Origin of the sequence: Pseudomonas anguilliseptica, from assembly GCF_900105355.1 — a bacterium.
Lineage (GTDB): Bacteria > Pseudomonadota > Gammaproteobacteria > Pseudomonadales > Pseudomonadaceae > Aquipseudomonas > Aquipseudomonas anguilliseptica.
In genome coordinates, this window is record NZ_FNSC01000001.1 from 3,559,934 (window position 1) to 3,574,854 (window position 14,921).

Genomic DNA, 14,921 nt, shown 5'->3' on the forward strand with positions numbered 1-14,921 from the left:
TTGGTTCAGCGGTTGCCGACGAACGGTCTTCGGCCTGTAAGGCGGCTCAGTTGCCTGGCATCAGCAGCAGGCGCTTGTTGCCATAGATCTTGTCGAGGTTCTGTGGCTGGAAGGGGAAGCTCATGTAGCTGCCTTTAAGCCAGGCGTCGATACCGTCAGCGTAATGCTTACTGGCCGGATTACCGGATTGCCCGGAGCTGTTGAGGCCGATCAGCGGTTCTTCGCGGCCGAAGTCGACGACGATGCGCATGGCAGGGATCAGCCAGGTATTGAAGTTCTCCCCCCATTTGTAGGCCGCAACGTTCAGCGTGCCGTGATCGCCGCCGGCCGGGTAGGGGCCACGGTCGAGATAGCCCTTGATGGCGTTGATACCGGTGCGTTGGCTAGCGCTCATGTACTGCGCCAGTTGGGTGGTCTCGGTGGTCCAGTTGTAGGTGTGCAGCTTGCCCCACTGCCAGGAGCTGCGCTCACTGCCCAGTTTGCTCTCCAGCAGAGTCACGGCGCCTGCCAGGCTGCGCGCGAGGATCGCGGGTTTGTCTTCGCGTTGTGTGGTGCGGGTGTCATTCCAGAATGGGCTGTCTTCGCGGCCCAGCAGATGATCCGCCTGGGCCGAATAGGAGTTGTTGGCGGTATCGACCAGCGCCTTCCAGGCCGGGCTGCTTTCCGGGCCCAGTTCGTCGAGGAAGGTGTCTCGCGCGCTTTGGTAGAGGAAGGCACTGTATAGCGCGGCATCCGCCGAGCTGGCGGCCATCTTGCCGTCGAATTTCATCAGGCGGGCATAGGCCTCGCGGGCATTATTGCGTTCGGCTACTGGCAGGGCATCGATAGCCGCTTTCAGGCCTTCAGCCATGCCGGGTGCGCTGAACATATTCTGCAGTTTGGCCACGAAGGGCGAGGTTTGGTCGTACTGCATTGCAATCATGCTTTGTGTGTCATGTCTGCCCGTTGCTGCCAATGTGGCGATCCGTTCGGCACGCTCAGGGTAGAACCAGGAGTTGGACAGCTGCATGCCGTAACCCCGTGGCACCGTGCGGTGGTTGGCGGTACCCAGCCAGCCTTGCGGCGGGTCCTGATCGTAGGGGTGCAGCATCGGGTCGGCGAAGCCGTCCCAGGCGTACTGGCTGTCCCAGCCCGGCGAGGGCATCAGACCCAGGCCTGCACGGCGGTTGGGGAAGCGCCCGGTAATTTGCCAGCCGATATGCTGCGCATCGGCGAAGACAATGTTCAATGGCATGGCGCGCACTTCGCGGGTGGCCTCGAAGGCCTGTTCAACCGATTGCGCCCGCGACAGGTCGAAGAAGGCGTCCAGGGTCTTGTCGGCTTCGAACTGGGTGGTTTTCAGGGCCAGACCGTAGCGACTGCTCAGCTGCATGGGCTGCAGCATGTGTTTACGCTCGCCCAGTACCGAGTTCAGCAAGGGGCCGTGGCGGGTTTCGAAAATGGTTTCGCGGATCGGCCGCTGGCCTTTGATAAAGAAGGTTTCCTGGCGTTCCTGTGCGGGCAGCCATTTGCCGTCGGCCAGGTAGTGCAGACGGCCGCCTTGCTGCTTGACCTGCTCGAGGAACAGATCCTGGTTGTCGCCCATGACCATGGTCATGCCCCAGCCTAGTTTGCCGTTGAAGCCCGCCACTACCGCCGGTACACCGGCAATCGATACGCCTGCGGCCTGGTATTTCGGCGAGCGGATCTGTACGAAATTCCACACCGATGGCATCGACAGCGGCAGGTGGGTGTCGTTGGCCAGTAGGCTTTTGCCGCTGCGGGTGCGTTGCGGGGCTAAGGCCCAGTTGTTGGATGCCGCTACGCCGAGCATATGGGCGTCGGCAAATTGGCTGACGGCGGAACTAACGGCGTTCAGGCCGGCGAGTTGACCCTTGAGATCGAGGCCTTTGAGTTTGTCGGCCTCGTCAAATGGCAACGGCTCGTCGGGGTAGGTAGGCAGCAGCCAGGCAAGCTGTTCGCTACCGACTTTCTGCGCGAGCACCAGAGAAGCGATTTCCTCCTGCAGATTGACCGCCAGACCGAAATTCAGCAGGCAGAACACCAGCACCGAATCTTCGGCTTTCCAGTAGGGTGGGCGATAACCGGACTCGGCCAGGTCCATCGGCAGCTTGTCGCGGTAGCGGAACAGGTAGGCGTTGACACCGCGGGCATAGACTTCGAATAACTTCTTGATCCGCGGCGAGGCATTGCTGTAGAGCACCTCGGCGCTTTTCTTGAGGTTGACCGCGCGCATGAAACGGTCCATTTCCAGCACGCCGGGGCCGGCCATTTCAGCCAGTCGACCTTCTGCCATCAGGCGCAGGCCGACCATCTGGCTGAGACGGTCGCTGGCATGCACATAACCCAGGGCGAATAGCGCGTCGTGGAAGGTGGTGGTTTCGATCAGTGGCATGCCCAGCGGGTTGCGGCGAATCACCACGCTTTGCGCCAGTCCCTTGACCCGTACGATGCCCTGGTCCGGGTGCACGCTGTCGCTGTAACGGCTGTTCAGCAAAGATTGGCAGCCCGTGAGCACGACCATGGCCGTGAGTATGGCAGCGAGGCTGAGGTGGCTCATGGGGCGTAACGCGCGCGCTAGCATGCAGCAGGCTCCTTGCGGGTGGAAAACGGTCGGTTGGGGTGTGCGCTTTCCGACCGGGGCGTGGGCGCGCAGGTGCGGACGTACTACGTTAGCCAGCCACCCTGCGCCTGACAAGGCACAGGGGGAGGGAATCAGGCGCTTTGGCGCAGTGGCGGCAGAGCCTCATCAAGCAGCCAACGGGCGGCGGCGCGAGCAGCTGCCTTGTGCTGCAGCTCAAGTTCGCTGAAACGCTGCTCATGCTGGCGGCGCACGCTTTTCTCCAGAGCCTTCCACTCTGCGTGGGTAGGCACCTGGGCGGTTGCCGCGAACAGCAGGTGAAAAACCTCACAGCGCTGATCCTGACTGAGGCTGCTGTCGTAGTTATCCAGCAGCACCTTGATCCGAATGGCGCCCTCGATCAGTGGTAACTGCCCTTCGAGCAAACTGCTGGCGAGGATATGCAGATCGCCGCCGATACGTTCGCGCTGAGTATTGAGCGCCTCTGTCTGGGCTTTTTCCTGAGCCCAGACACGTCGCCACAGCTGCAGGGCGTACAGCGCTAGTGCGGCAATCAACACGCAGCTGCCGATCAGGGCGAACAGGGTGAGGTTATTCATCGCAGGCTTATGCGCCGTGGCATTTCTTGAATTTCTTCTCACTGCCGCATGGGCAGGGGTCGTTGCGACCAACGTCTTTCAGGGCGTTGCGTGCAGGTTCCTGATGGCCGTGATTGCAGTGCGGGCCATGCACGTGGCCGTGATCATGGTGGTGTGCGTGATCGTGGTCGTGATTGCAGTCAGGGCCGTGGACGTGTTCTTGCTGGGTCATGCGAGTTACTCCGGGATGTAATCGCCGGGAATTATCTCGCCATTGCGCGACATGTGCACGCTCTGTCCGAACAACCAGCCGGTTTTTACCGCACCTTGCAGGCGATAGGGGATGGGTTGATCAGGTTTTTCCAGGGCCTTGACGATCTGCCGCAAGTGGCGCCAGAGGTTGGTGCGCACCGGGATGGAGAAGTTATGGTGGCCGTGAGCAGGCACAGTGAACGAAACGCTGGATTCGCCTTCAGCCAGTTTGACCTGGTTCAGATACACCAAGTAATCCATCCCGCGCACCGGCAGGCTGAAGCTGTTGGGATTATCGATGCGAAAGCGCAGCGTGAAATGCTGCTCCAGCAGTTTGGCTTTTACGACGTCGACTTTAACGAGGCGTACTTCGGGCGACTTAAGATCGCCAGGAGAGGAGCAACCGCTAAGGCCCGACAGGAGGCCAAAAAACATCAATAGGCTGAGAATTCTTATCGTTTGCGCCTGATAAAACATTGCATACTCCGAATGACGCATCAGTGTAACAAGCAAGTGCTTGGCTGCAACCTGTTGTGACGGTAAAAAAACCTGCGCCATACTGAGCAACGAATAGGACAGGAGTATGACCATGGCTCGCTACGAAATTGCCTTTAGTGCGCAGTTGGTTCCGGGTGCCCAACTGGAGTTGGTGAAAGCTAACCTGGCCAAGCTGTTTCAGGCGGATGAGCAGCGGCTGGCGCTGCTGTTTTCGGGGCGTCGCATTGTGATCAAAAGCAATCTGGATGCGGCTGGGGCGGAAAAATACCGTTCGACCCTGGAGCGCGCTGGCGCTGTTGCCGAAGTGACCTGCCTGGATGATGAGATCGAAGAAATCGAGTTGACCGCGCCGCCTGTTGTGGCGACACCAATTGCCACACCGGTTACAACACCGGCCAGCAGTCAACCGGCGGGGCGCCTGCAGGTAGCGCCGCGTGATGAATATATGGCCGCGTTTGCGGAAGTGGATGCCCCTGATTTTGGCATTGCGCCATTGGGTGACGATGTACAGGATGACAGACCACCGGTGCAGGCACCGGCACTGGATTTGTCGCAATTCAGCCTGGCACCGCCCGGTAGCGATATGGGCGAGGCGAAAAAAGCTCCAGCAGGGCCGCCACCGGATATTTCCCATCTGAAATTGCAGGATTAGTTTGAGCGTGCAGAAAGTACTGTAATGCTGCTTTCTGCGCGAACATCCGCCTCAGTTGTTAGAAATAGCTGGCACAGCACTTCTTGAACTTCAGTCCGCTGGCGCAGGGGCAAGCGTCGTTGCGACCAAGTTTCAGCTCAACGGTCGGGTCAATGAAATACCAGTTGCCGTTATTGCGTACGAAGGCCGAGCGTTCGCGGTGGCTGTGTGCACCGCTCTCATCACGCCAGTGGGCAGTAAAAGTGACGTAGGCGTGCTGCGGTTCGCCATCGATCAGCTGCGTTTCATCAACCTCAAGTCCCAGCCAGGTACTGCCCAGGCTCCACGCGCGAATAGCCTCGTGGTCGAGGCCTGCTTGCTGGGCTGGTAATGTGCTGTGCAGCAGATAGTCGATAAGCCCCAGGGCATAGGCGCTGTAACGCGAACGCATCAAGGCTTCGGCACTAAGCGCCGGAGTACCTGCGTGGTAAAGGCCGCAGCAGGCTGCCAGCAGTTGGCCGCTGCCGCATGGGCAGGTTGTGCTGCTCATGGGCTTACCACCAGTACTTGCCGAAATTTTCCGGGTTGGCCCAGAACTTGGCGTTCAGCCAGTCGGGTACTTGTTTGTAGTCGAGCAGGTCATAGGTGAACAGGTTAAGTGTCTGTTCATCGCGCTGGAAACACTCACTGGCCTGCAGGGCCAGGGCAAAGAAGTCGGTCTCCTGCCAGTCACAGGCGTGCAAATCGACCAGTACAGCCATGCGGCTGGCATTCAGGTTGCGAATACCACCGAGCAGCTCTAGCCCGGTGCGTTTCGGCAAGTGCTCAAGGCAGTCGACAATCAGCGCCAGATCGAAACGTTGGGCGGCCACTTCATTAGATAGGGCGCCTGCATCCGCGTGCACCAAATGGCAACTTGGATGGGCCTGGATAAATGCGTCAATCGCAGGTAGTTTTCGGCTACCGACTACCAACAGGCGTTCTGGCGTGTAGCGTGCCAACAGGGCAGCAAGGGCTTGCTGGGGTGTTCGGGTGGACGGGGTTGCAGGCATAACGGCTCCTCGCTCAAGTGCGCAAAGACTAAGGATGGTCTGAAGTAGCCATGTATTTCTGGCTGACTTCAGCCCCCGCCGATTTTGAAAGCGGCAAATCGATCAAAAACGATCAGATTACCCATTCATTTCTGTGTTTTTAGCCGCCGCGAGTAGCTCGCGGCAGCCATTTCCCGCATTACAGGCGCACCTCTCCTGCATTGGTCAGTAAATGTCGGCGTGCCATCCACAGGTTCGACAGCGCGAACAGCGTCACCAGTTGCGCCGTGTTCTTGGCCAAGCCACGGAAGCGTGTCTTTACATAACTGAACTGACGCTTGATCACCCGGAACGGGTGCTCAACCTTGGCGCGCACCTGGGCCTTGGCCTTCTCGATCTTGCGTTTGGCTTTGTACAGCGGGCTGCTCTTACCCAGCTTCTTATAGGTGCTGCGGCGGGCAGCAACCTGCCAGATCACCTCGCGCCCATCATGTTCGGGGCGCTTTTCGACACCGGTATAACCCGCATCGGCGCACACCACGTTTTCCTCGCCGTGCAGCAACTTGTCGACCTGAGTGACATCCGCCACGTTGGCCGCCGTGCCTACCACGCTGTGTACCAGCCCCGACTCGTCATCCACGCCAATGTGCGCCTTCATGCCGAAGTAGTATTGGTTGCCCTTCTTGGCCTGGTGCATCTCTGGGTCGCGTTTGCCGTCCTTGTTCTTGGTCGAACTCGGCGCATTGATCAGCGTGGCATCGACGATGGTGCCTTGGCGCAACGACAGGCCACGGTCGCCAAGATAGCCATTGATGACGGCCAGGATGCCGGCAGCCAACTCATGTTTCTCCAGCAGACGACGGAAGTTGAGGATGGTGGTTTCGTCGGGGATACGTTCCAGACTCAGCCCGGCGAACTGCCGCAGGATAGTGGTCTCGTACAGCGCTTCTTCCATCGCCGGGTCGCTGTAGCCGAACCAGTTCTGCATCAGGTGCACACGTAGCATCGCCATCAGCGGATAGGCCGGCCGACCGCCTTCACCCTTGGGGTAATACGGTTCGATCAGTGCGATCAAACCCTTCCACGGCACCACCCGATCCATCTCGATCAGGAACAACTCTTTGCGGGTCTGCTTGCGTTTGCCGGCGTACTCGGCATCGGCGAAGGTCATTTGCTTCATCGGAAAACTCGGCGGGTGGCGTCCGGGCATTTTGCCAAAATCAGGAAGTCTTATTCAGGATTTCCCTAACGTGCTGCAGCAGTGCGGCCTAGTGCGGATCGTGCTAGTAATGTGTTTGCATATTCTCTGGCATATTTTGTTACTGGCGTCTTTACTTCGTCAGTATCGGTTTTTGCCGATTTACCAATAGGAGACGTATATATGAGCATCACCAGGAAAGCATTACCCCTGATTGTCGCGAGTACCTTTTTGACCGGTTGTGCCGGGCTGCAGAAAACGGATTGGCCAACCTGTGCCGCGATCGGCGGTGTGGGCGGTGCTGCTCTGGGCGCTATTGAAAGCTCTACCTGGGCTGGCGGTGGTGCAGTCGTTGGCGCGGGCATGGCCGCTGCGTATTGCTGGGTGCATGGTGCCAGTGATGAGCAGGTTGTTATGGTTGAAGAAGTGGTTGAAGAAGTAGTCGTTGCCGAACCAGCCGAAGCTGTACGTGTAGAGCTGGACGTCAAGTTCGACTTCGACAAGGCTCAGGTCAAACCAGAAAGCTACGGTGACATCAAAAACCTGGCTGACTTCCTGACTCAATATCCACAAACCACCACTGTGGTTGAAGGTCATACCGACTCCGTCGGTAGCGATGCTTACAACCAGACCCTGTCCGAGCGTCGTGCCAATGCGGTGCGTGATGTACTGGTTAATCAGTACGGCGTAGGTAGCGATCGTGTTAACGCTGTGGGCTATGGCGAAACTCGCCCAGTTGCGGACAACGCCAGCGCTGATGGCCGTGCTGTCAACCGTCGCGTAGAAGCAGAAGTAGAAGCTCGTCCTTGATTGTCTGACTCCAGGCTTTCTGAAGAAAACAAGCCAGACCCTCCGGGGTCTGGCTTGTGCAGCTTGAAGGGTAGGTCTTTACTCCTTAGTTACCGGCAGTAGCCGGCATTACAGGAGATTTCTACCATGAGAGTTAGATCCATGATGGGGGTGGCCCTCATTCTCTTGGTCAGCAGTGTTCTTTCAGGTTGTGTCACAACTTCCAGTACGGGAGAAACGCCGCTCAACCAAGGGAACTGGCCCCTGTGCAGTGCAATTGGCGGTCTGACCGGTGCAGGTCTGGGCGCAATCGAAAGTTCTACGTGGGCAGCAGGTGGTGCCGTGGCCGGTGCGGTCATTGGTACGCTGATTTGTTACGCCCAGGATGGCGATGAAGACGACGACGGTGTGTTTGATCGCCGCGATCGTTGCCCAGGTACTCCTCCTAATACGCCGGTGCATCACAACGGCTGTCCGATCAAGGAATATGCCAGTACGCCTGCTGAAGCAGAGCCTGAGCCCATCGAAATGGTGGAATCGGTTCGGGTAGAACTGGATGTGAAGTTCGATTTCAACAAATCCGACGTCAAAGAAGACAGTCAGGCCGACATCAAGAGCCTCGCTGACTTTATGAAGCAGTACCCGCAAACCACTACGACCGTTGAAGGACATACTGACGCCGTAGGCAGTGATGCCTATAACCAAGGGCTGTCTGAGCGGCGTGCCAATGCGGTGCGTGATGTGCTGGTCAATCAGCATGGCATCGACAGTGGCAGGGTTTCCTCTGTTGGATACGGTGAGTCGCGGCCGGTTGCTGATAATGACAGCGAGTCCGGACGGGCAATCAACCGCCGTGTTGAAGCGGAGGTCGAAGCACAGCCATAGCTGATGTGATGCGCTGGCAGGCCGTTGCGAACCTAGCTCTTTGGTTCGCAACGGCCTGCCAGCGAGAGAGTGGTTTTAACCCAGTAAAAGCTGTGAAGGCATTTGGCCTCCATGGTTTTTACTGGTCTTCTGGCAGCACACTCCCAAAGCAGATAAGGTGCAGCAAAATAAAAAACTGCCGGGGGCGGATATGAAGACATTTCTGACGTTGGGTAAGGTGCTGACGGCATTGTTCTGGGGCGTTGTACTGGCAAATCTGCTGCAACCCTTTGCACAACCTTTCGCGCTGCTGTTGAACGGCGCCGGGGCTTTTATTCTGCTGATCCATGCGCTTGAGCTGTGGTTCTTTGGCAAGCGCATTGCCGCTTGCCCCAAGCCTGTTCAAGAGCGTGTACAGGTCATGCTATTTGGTGTTTTTCAGTTGCTTGGGTTGCCAGCCGAGCAAGCGGCTGTAGCCGAGCCTGAGCAAATGCTGCAGATGGAGGCCGAAAATGCGTAAGCTGCTCGTCCTCGCTGCGTTATTCAGTCCACTGGCATTGGCTCAGGCGGTGATTGAAGTCGACTCCCATGCGGTTATGCGCCTACCAAGCAATACCAGCGTATTACTGCTGGATCGTCTGGAAATTGCCGATCATGGCACCTTGTTGATCCCCCCCCGGTCTGACCGAAATTCGTGTGGCGCAGCTAACTCTGGGGCGCGATGCGCGACTGGCGATTGCTCCCAGTGATCAGGTATTGCGCCTCGAAGTGGACGCTGCCGAGATTGCCAGTGGTGCTCAGATCAGTGCGCGCGGAGCCCAGGGCAGTGCTGAGAAGCCGGCGTTGCCTGAGCCTGCGTTTGCAGTCTGTGACCCTGGAAAGCCTGGTGCTGGATGCCCGCGGTGGTACAGGTGCGCCTGGCTATGCCGGTCTAGCTGGTGCCGATGGCAAACCAGGTGGTTGCACTTGGGGTGAAGCCAGTCGCGGCCATGATGGTTTGAACGGGGGTGATGGCCAGCCGGGTGCTGCCGGTGCGCAGGTGCGCCTGGAAGTCCCGCAGGGCTTTCCGGTTGAGCAGTTGAAGGTGCGTCTGGATGGCGGCAACGGCGGTCAGCCGGGCGCGCCTGGTGCGGGCGGTCAAGGTGGCGTGAGCAAGGGTTGCTGGTTGTACAGCACCGCTGGTGCTCGCGATGGCAAGCCAGGGCAGCCAGGACGTGGCGGTGAGCCAGGTCCGGCAGGTGCCTTGAATATCGTGCAGTTCTGAGCCGCTTTGAATGCTAGCCGCTGCCCCAAGAGCAGCGGCTGCTTGAGCGCTTTTAGAACAAGGGACGGATACCGGCGATTGCCACCACCAGCAATCCCAGCAGCAGGTTGATGCCAGCCAGTCGGCGAATACGCCCAAGCACGGCGCCGCCATTCGGCCAATCCTCTGCCGCCACAGCGCGGCGCAGTTCAGGTAGTTGCAAGGCCTGAATCCGTAGAAACAGCGCCAGCATGGCGATATACAGCCCCATCATGATGTGCACGTAGCGCGGCGCCGTATCGAAGCCGCTGAAGCGCAGGTGCAACATGCCTACGCCGGTGACCGGCAGCACAATCACCGCCGCCCATACCCAGTAGAAAAACCGCGGAAAGACTTCCAGCCAGAGTTTTAGACGAGCTGGGGCTTCCAGTACCGCGACGGCTGCCGGGCGCAGGATCATCCATGCGAAGAACATACCGCCCACCCAGACTAGGGCGGCGAGTAGGTGCAGGCTGTAGACGAAGGCGTAAGGGGTCATGCAGGCACTCCTGTTGGTTAAGAGTCTATTTCCGATCTGCGCGCGTCGGCCCTGCGGTGCTAGAAAAAGGCTCTAGCTCGCGAGATCGTAAACAGGTTCTAAGCGGTTCAGCGCTGGATCGATTAGCGCGCTATGATAGCCGCCGATTGCAAACACTGAAAATTTATCCAGCCTTTTCGCGCCAAGATCCCATGCTCAGTACCGAACTCAAGTCCCAGATCCAGGGCGCCTATTCCCGTTTTCTCGAAGCCAAGTCGCTCAAGCCGCGTTACGGCCAGCGCCTGATGATTGCTGAAATCGCCAAGGTGCTGGGGGCGATCAAGGCTGACGACGAGGGCCGGCGCCTGGGTGACCCCGCAGTGGTGGCTGTTGAGGCCGGCACCGGTACGGGCAAAACCGTGGCCTACAGCCTGGCGGCTATTCCCACTGCCAAGGCAGCAGGTAAGCGTCTGGTGATCGCCACGGCCACCGTGGCCCTGCAAGAGCAGATCGTGCACAAGGATCTGCCAGATCTGATGCGCAACAGCGGGCTGAATTTCAGCTTCGCCCTGGCCAAGGGGCGGGGTCGTTATCTGTGTCTATCCAAGTTGGATATCCTGCTGCAAGAAGGCCAGGCGCAAAGCGCCACCGCCCAGCTGTTCGAGGAAGAAGGCTTCAAGATTGATGTGGATGAGCAGAGCCAGAAGCTGTTCACCACGATGATCGAAAAACTTGCTGGCAATAAATGGGACGGCGACCGCGACAGCTGGCCGGAAGAGTTGGAAGACACACGCTGGTCGCAACTGACCACCGATCACAGCCAGTGCACCAATCGCCATTGCCCGAACTTTCAGCAATGTGCCTTCTACAAGGCACGCGAGGGCATGGGCAAGGTTGATGTGATCGTCACCAACCATGACATGGTCCTGGCCGATCTGGCGCTGGGCGGCGGGGCGGTGCTGCCGGATCCGCGCGACACCCTCTACGTGTTCGATGAAGGTCACCACCTGCCGGACAAGGCCATCGGCCATTTCGCTCACTTCACCCGTCTGCGTTCGACTGCCGATTGGCTGACTCAGATCGACAAGAACCTGACCAAGCTGTTGGCGCAGAATCCGCTCCCCGGGGATCTCGGCAGGCTGATCGAGCAGGTGCCGGAACTGGCGCGGGAGCTCAAAACCCAGCAACAATTTATGTTTGCCGCTTGCGAGCAGGTGGCCGATTTCAAACCAGGCGAAGATATGCAGGGCCGCGAGCGGCCGCGCCATCGGTTTATCGGCGGTGTGGTACCGGAGCATCTAACCGAGCTGGGTCTGGAGCTGAAAAAAGGTTTTTCCAAGCTCAATGATCTGTTCACCGGCGTGACTGAGCAGCTTAAAGAAGCGATGGATGGTGAGGGCGCTGTCGGTATTGCCAGTCACCAGGCCGAGGAATGGTACCCGCTGTTCGGCAGCCTGCTGGCGCGGGCCAAGGGCAATTGGGAGCTGTGGTTGGCCTTTACCGCTGAAGATCCGGAGGAAAGCCCGCCGATGGCACGCTGGCTGACCCTGGCCGACAGCGGTGCGCTGTTCGATATCGAGGTCAATGCCAGCCCCATCCTGGCCGCCGAAACCCTGCGGCGTAATCTGTGGAATGTCGCCTATGGCGCCCTGGTGACCTCGGCGACCCTGACGGCGCTGGGTACCTTTGATCGCTACCGTATGCGCGCGGGTTTGCCGAAAGTGGCGGTTACCACGGTGGTGCCGAGCCCGTTCCATCACGCCGACGCCGGTGTGCTGCGGGTACCCAACCTGAATGCTGATCCACGTGATGCGGTGGCCCACACGGCGGCAATCATTCGCGATCTGCCTGATCTGGTTGAGGGCTCCCGGGGCACCCTGGTGCTGTTTTCCTCGCGCAAGCAGATGCAGGAGGTCTTTGACGGCCTGGAGCGCGACTGGCGCAAGCGGGTGTTTATCCAGGGCAACCTGTCCAAGCAGGAAACCCTGAACAAGCACAAGGCGCGGGTGGATTCCGGCGAGGAAAGCGTGCTGTTTGGCCTGGCCAGCTTTGCCGAGGGCGTCGACCTGCCGGGTGCCTACTGCGAGCATGTAGTGATCGCCAAGATACCCTTCGCCGTGCCGGACGATCCGGTGGAAGCGGCCCTGGCCGAGTGGATCGAAGCGCGTGGCGGCAACCCCTTTATGGAGATTGCGGTGCCGGATGCGTCGCTGCGTCTGGTGCAGGCCTGCGGCCGGCTGCTGCGTACCGAAGCGGATCGCGGCATTATCACCCTGCTGGACCGGCGCGTGGTCACCCAGCGCTACGGTAAGTCGATTCTCAATGCCTTGCCGCCGTTTCGTCGGGAAATCAGCTAGGGATCCTCTGAAGTAGCCATGCGTTTCAGGCCGACTTCAGCCTCCGCTGATTTTGAAAGCGGAAAATCGATCAAAAACGATCATATCATCCGCTTATTTTTGTGTTTTTAGCCGCCGCGAGCACCTCGCGGCGGCTATTGCCCATATTACGGGCGCACCTCTCCTGCAGTTGCCAGTAAATGTCTGCGTGCCATCCACAGGTTCGACAGCGCAAACAGCGTGACCAACTGCGCCGTGTTCTTGGCCAGGCCGCGGAAGCGCGTCTTCACATAGCCGAACTGCCGCTTGATCACCCGAAACGGGTGCTCGACCTTGGCGCGCACCTGGGCTTTGGCCTTCTCGATCTTGCGCTTGGCTTTGTATAGCGCGCTGCGCTTATCGAGTTTCTTGTAGGTGCTGCGGCGTGCCGCCACCTGCCAGATAACCTTCCGACCCTCATGCTCCGGACGCTTTTCCACACCGGTGTAACCTGCGTCGGTACAAACCACGTTCTCGTCGCCATGCAGCAGCTTATCCACCTGGGTGACGTCCGCCACGTTGGCCGCCGTGCCCACCACGCTGTGCACCAGTCCAGACTTGTCATCCACACCGATGTGGGCCTTCATGCCGAAGTAGTACTGGTTGCCCTTCTTGGTCTGGTGCATCTCCGGGTCGCGTTTACCGTCTTTGTTTTTGGTCGAGCTGGGCGCATTGATCAACGTCGCATCGACGATGGTGCCCTGGCGCAGGGACAGGCCGCGATCCCCCAGGTAGCCGTTGATCACAGCCAAGATGCCAGCCGCCAGTTCGTTTTTTTCCAGTACGCGACGGAAGTTGAGGATGGTGGTTTCGTCAGGGATACGCTCCAGGCTCAACCCGGCGAACTGCCGCAGAATGGTCGTTTCGTACAGCGCCTCTTCCATCGCAGGATCGCTGTAACCGAGCCAGTTTTGCATCAGATGAACACGCAGCATCGCCATCAACGGGTACGCCGGGCGACCGCCTTCACCCTTGGGGTAATGTGGATCGATCAGGGCAATCAAGCCCTTCCACGGCACCACCCGATCCATCTCGATCAGGAACAACTCTTTGCGGGTCTGCTTGCGCTTGCCGGCGTACTCGGCATCGGCGAAGGTCATCTGCTTCATCGGAAAACTCGGTGGGTGGCGTCCGGGCATTTTGCCAAAATCAGGAAGACTTATTCAGAGTTTCCCTAGGGATCCTCTGAAGTAGCCATGCATTTCTGGCTGACGTCAGCCTCTGCTGATTTCGAAAGTGATAAATCGATCAAAAACGATCAGATTACCGGCTCATTTCTGTGTTTTTAGCCGCCGCGAGCACCTCGCGGCAGCCATTTCCAGCATTACGGGCGCACCTCTCCTGCATTCGTCAGTAAATGTCGGCGCGCCATCCACAGATTTGACAGCGCGAATAAAGTCACCAGTTGCGCCGTGTTTTTGACCAGGCCACGGAAGCGCGTCTTCACATAACCGAACTGACGCTTGATCACCCGAAACGGATGCTCGACCTTGGCTCGCACTTGGGCCTTGGCCTTCTCGATTTTGCGCTTGGCTTTGTACAGCGCGCTGCGCTTACCGAGTTTCTTGTAAGTGCTACGCCGTGCTGCAACCTGCCAGATCACTTGACGGCCCTCATGCTCGGGGCGCTTCTCGACACCGGTATATCCGGCATCGGCCCCCACCATGTTTTCCTCGCCGTGCAGCAGCTTATCGACCTGGGTGACATCCGCCACGTTGGCGGCAGTACCCACCACGCTGTGCACCAAGCCAGACTCGTCATCCACCCCGATGTGCGCCTTCATGCCGAAGTAATACTGATTGCCTTTCTTGGTTGAGTGCATCTCAGGGTCACGCTTACCGTTCTTGTTCTTGGTTGAACTCGGCGCGTTGATCAGCGTGGCATCGACGATGGTGCCTTGGCGCAGCGACAAACCACGGTCACCCAGGTAGCCATTGATCACGGCCAGGATGCCGGCAGCCAGTTCGTGTTTTTCCAGCAAGCGGCGGAAGTTGAGGATGGTGGTTTCGTCAGGAATGCGCTCCAGAGTCAGCCCGGCAAACTGGCGTAGGATGGTGGTCTCGTACAGCGCCTCTTCCATCGCCGGATCGCTGTAACCGAACCAGTTTTGCATCAGATGCACTCGCAGCATCGCCATCAGCGGATAGGACGGTCGGCCGCCTTCACCCTTTGGATAATGCGGCTCGATCAAAGCGATCAACCCTTTCCATGGCACTACCCGATCCATCTCGATCAGGAACAATTCTTTGCGGGTCTGCTTGCGCTTGCCGGCGTACTCGGCGTCGGCGAAGGTCATCTGCTTCATCGGAAAACTCGGCGGGTGGAGTGCGGATATTTTGCCAAAATCAGGAAGTCTTTTTCAGA

At 58.7% G+C, this 14,921-nt stretch carries 14 protein-coding genes and 2 pseudogenes; 6 read left to right on the forward strand and 10 right to left on the reverse strand.

Going from position 1 to position 14,921, the window contains the following annotated elements; translation table 11 throughout:
• Positions 1 to 46: 46 nt before the first annotated feature.
• The 4 genes from BLW24_RS17390 to BLW24_RS17405 form a co-directional block, all read right to left on the reverse strand.
• Complete coding sequence (locus tag BLW24_RS17390) at positions 47 to 2,560, reverse strand: penicillin acylase family protein (RefSeq protein ID WP_420875003.1); 2,514 nt, start codon at positions 2,558 to 2,560, stop codon at positions 47 to 49.
• Positions 2,561 to 2,715: 155 nt separating this feature from the next.
• Positions 2,716 to 3,180, reverse strand: coding sequence for a DUF2489 domain-containing protein (locus BLW24_RS17395; protein WP_090384795.1), 465 nt, complete (start codon positions 3,178 to 3,180; stop codon positions 2,716 to 2,718).
• Positions 3,181 to 3,187: 7 nt separating this feature from the next.
• Positions 3,188 to 3,391 carry an SEC-C metal-binding domain-containing protein gene (locus BLW24_RS17400; RefSeq protein WP_090384798.1) on the reverse strand — a complete coding sequence of 68 codons (204 nt, stop codon included), beginning with the start codon at positions 3,389 to 3,391 and terminating at the stop codon, positions 3,188 to 3,190.
• Positions 3,392 to 3,396: 5 nt separating this feature from the next.
• Positions 3,397 to 3,888: an LEA/WHy family protein gene (locus BLW24_RS17405; RefSeq protein WP_090384801.1), complete on the reverse strand. Its 492-nt coding sequence runs from the start codon at positions 3,886 to 3,888 to the stop codon at positions 3,397 to 3,399.
• Positions 3,889 to 4,000: 112 nt separating this feature from the next.
• Between BLW24_RS17405 and BLW24_RS17410 the strand changes: the two genes are divergently transcribed.
• The gene (locus tag BLW24_RS17410; RefSeq protein ID WP_090384806.1) at positions 4,001 to 4,561 is read left to right on the forward strand and encodes a hypothetical protein; all 561 of its coding nucleotides are present in this window, start codon (positions 4,001 to 4,003) and stop codon (positions 4,559 to 4,561) included.
• 58 nt (positions 4,562 to 4,619) lie between these two features.
• On the opposite strand, the gene BLW24_RS17415 is transcribed toward BLW24_RS17410, so the two are convergent.
• The 3 genes from BLW24_RS17415 to BLW24_RS17425 form a co-directional block, all read right to left on the reverse strand.
• On the reverse strand, positions 4,620 to 5,090 hold the full coding sequence (locus BLW24_RS17415; RefSeq protein WP_090384812.1) for a YchJ family protein: 471 nt from the start codon (positions 5,088 to 5,090) through the stop codon (positions 4,620 to 4,622).
• 4 nt (positions 5,091 to 5,094) lie between these two features.
• Positions 5,095 to 5,592, reverse strand: coding sequence for a DUF6231 family protein (locus tag BLW24_RS17420; RefSeq protein WP_090384819.1), 498 nt, complete (start codon positions 5,590 to 5,592; stop codon positions 5,095 to 5,097).
• A gap of 178 nt (positions 5,593 to 5,770) precedes the next feature.
• A complete protein-coding gene (locus tag BLW24_RS17425; protein WP_090375425.1) occupies positions 5,771 to 6,751 on the reverse strand; it encodes an IS5 family transposase in 981 nt (326 codons plus the stop codon).
• Positions 6,752 to 7,225: 474 nt separating this feature from the next.
• On the opposite strand from BLW24_RS17425, the pseudogene BLW24_RS26615 reads away from it, so the two are divergent.
• The 4 genes and pseudogenes from BLW24_RS26615 to BLW24_RS17445 form a co-directional block, all read left to right on the forward strand.
• A pseudogene (locus tag BLW24_RS26615) lies at positions 7,226 to 7,579 on the forward strand (OmpA family protein); the annotation flags it as partial.
• Between the two features lie 141 nt (positions 7,580 to 7,720).
• Positions 7,721 to 8,443, forward strand: a complete 723-nt coding sequence (locus BLW24_RS17435; RefSeq protein ID WP_244161188.1) for a PA1041 family peptidoglycan-binding anchor lipoprotein — start codon at positions 7,721 to 7,723, stop codon at positions 8,441 to 8,443.
• 157 nt (positions 8,444 to 8,600) lie between these two features.
• Entirely contained in the window at positions 8,601 to 8,942 is a 342-nt protein-coding gene (locus BLW24_RS17440; RefSeq protein ID WP_394238893.1) for a DUF1145 domain-containing protein, read from the forward strand.
• Positions 8,935 to 9,686: pseudogene (locus BLW24_RS17445) on the forward strand (collagen-like protein). The gene BLW24_RS17440 and the pseudogene BLW24_RS17445 overlap by 8 nt, the downstream one beginning before the upstream one ends.
• Positions 9,687 to 9,738: 52 nt before the next feature.
• Here BLW24_RS17445 and BLW24_RS17450 read toward each other — a convergent pair.
• On the reverse strand, positions 9,739 to 10,203 hold the full coding sequence (locus tag BLW24_RS17450; RefSeq protein ID WP_090384837.1) for a CopD family protein: 465 nt from the start codon (positions 10,201 to 10,203) through the stop codon (positions 9,739 to 9,741).
• Between the two features lie 191 nt (positions 10,204 to 10,394).
• Between BLW24_RS17450 and dinG the strand changes: the two genes are divergently transcribed.
• A complete protein-coding gene (gene dinG / locus BLW24_RS17455; RefSeq protein ID WP_090384842.1) occupies positions 10,395 to 12,539 on the forward strand; it encodes an ATP-dependent DNA helicase DinG in 2,145 nt (714 codons plus the stop codon).
• A 146-nt stretch (positions 12,540 to 12,685) separates the two neighbouring features.
• Here the strand turns inward: dinG and BLW24_RS17460 are convergent, their stop codons facing one another.
• Together BLW24_RS17460 and BLW24_RS17465 are read right to left on the reverse strand one after the other, a co-directional pair.
• On the reverse strand, positions 12,686 to 13,666 hold the full coding sequence (locus BLW24_RS17460; protein ID WP_090375222.1) for an IS5 family transposase: 981 nt from the start codon (positions 13,664 to 13,666) through the stop codon (positions 12,686 to 12,688).
• 215 nt (positions 13,667 to 13,881) lie between these two features.
• Positions 13,882 to 14,862, reverse strand: coding sequence for an IS5 family transposase (locus BLW24_RS17465; RefSeq protein ID WP_090375326.1), 981 nt, complete (start codon positions 14,860 to 14,862; stop codon positions 13,882 to 13,884).
• Positions 14,863 to 14,921: the final 59 nt, after the last annotated feature.

Bases quoted from the DNA above. Each gene is read 5' to 3' on its own strand.
- BLW24_RS17390 (WP_420875003.1), bottom strand. From the start codon at position 2,560: ATGAGCCACCTCAGCCTCGCTGCCATACTCACGGCCATGGTCGTGCTC.
- BLW24_RS17395 (WP_090384795.1), bottom strand. From the start codon at position 3,180: ATGAATAACCTCACCCTGTTCGCCCTGATCGGCAGCTGCGTGTTGATT.
- BLW24_RS17400 (WP_090384798.1), bottom strand. From the start codon at position 3,391: ATGACCCAGCAAGAACACGTCCACGGCCCTGACTGCAATCACGACCAC.
- BLW24_RS17405 (WP_090384801.1), bottom strand. From the start codon at position 3,888: ATGTTTTATCAGGCGCAAACGATAAGAATTCTCAGCCTATTGATGTTT.
- BLW24_RS17410 (WP_090384806.1), top strand. From the start codon at position 4,001: ATGGCTCGCTACGAAATTGCCTTTAGTGCGCAGTTGGTTCCGGGTGCC.
- BLW24_RS17415 (WP_090384812.1), bottom strand. From the start codon at position 5,090: ATGAGCAGCACAACCTGCCCATGCGGCAGCGGCCAACTGCTGGCAGCC.
- BLW24_RS17420 (WP_090384819.1), bottom strand. From the start codon at position 5,592: ATGCCTGCAACCCCGTCCACCCGAACACCCCAGCAAGCCCTTGCTGCC.
- BLW24_RS17425 (WP_090375425.1), bottom strand. From the start codon at position 6,751: ATGAAGCAAATGACCTTCGCCGATGCCGAGTACGCCGGCAAACGCAAG.
- BLW24_RS17435 (WP_244161188.1), top strand. From the start codon at position 7,721: ATGATGGGGGTGGCCCTCATTCTCTTGGTCAGCAGTGTTCTTTCAGGT.
- BLW24_RS17450 (WP_090384837.1), bottom strand. From the start codon at position 10,203: ATGACCCCTTACGCCTTCGTCTACAGCCTGCACCTACTCGCCGCCCTA.
- dinG (WP_090384842.1), top strand. From the start codon at position 10,395: ATGCTCAGTACCGAACTCAAGTCCCAGATCCAGGGCGCCTATTCCCGT.
- BLW24_RS17460 (WP_090375222.1), bottom strand. From the start codon at position 13,666: ATGAAGCAGATGACCTTCGCCGATGCCGAGTACGCCGGCAAGCGCAAG.
- BLW24_RS17465 (WP_090375326.1), bottom strand. From the start codon at position 14,862: ATGAAGCAGATGACCTTCGCCGACGCCGAGTACGCCGGCAAGCGCAAG.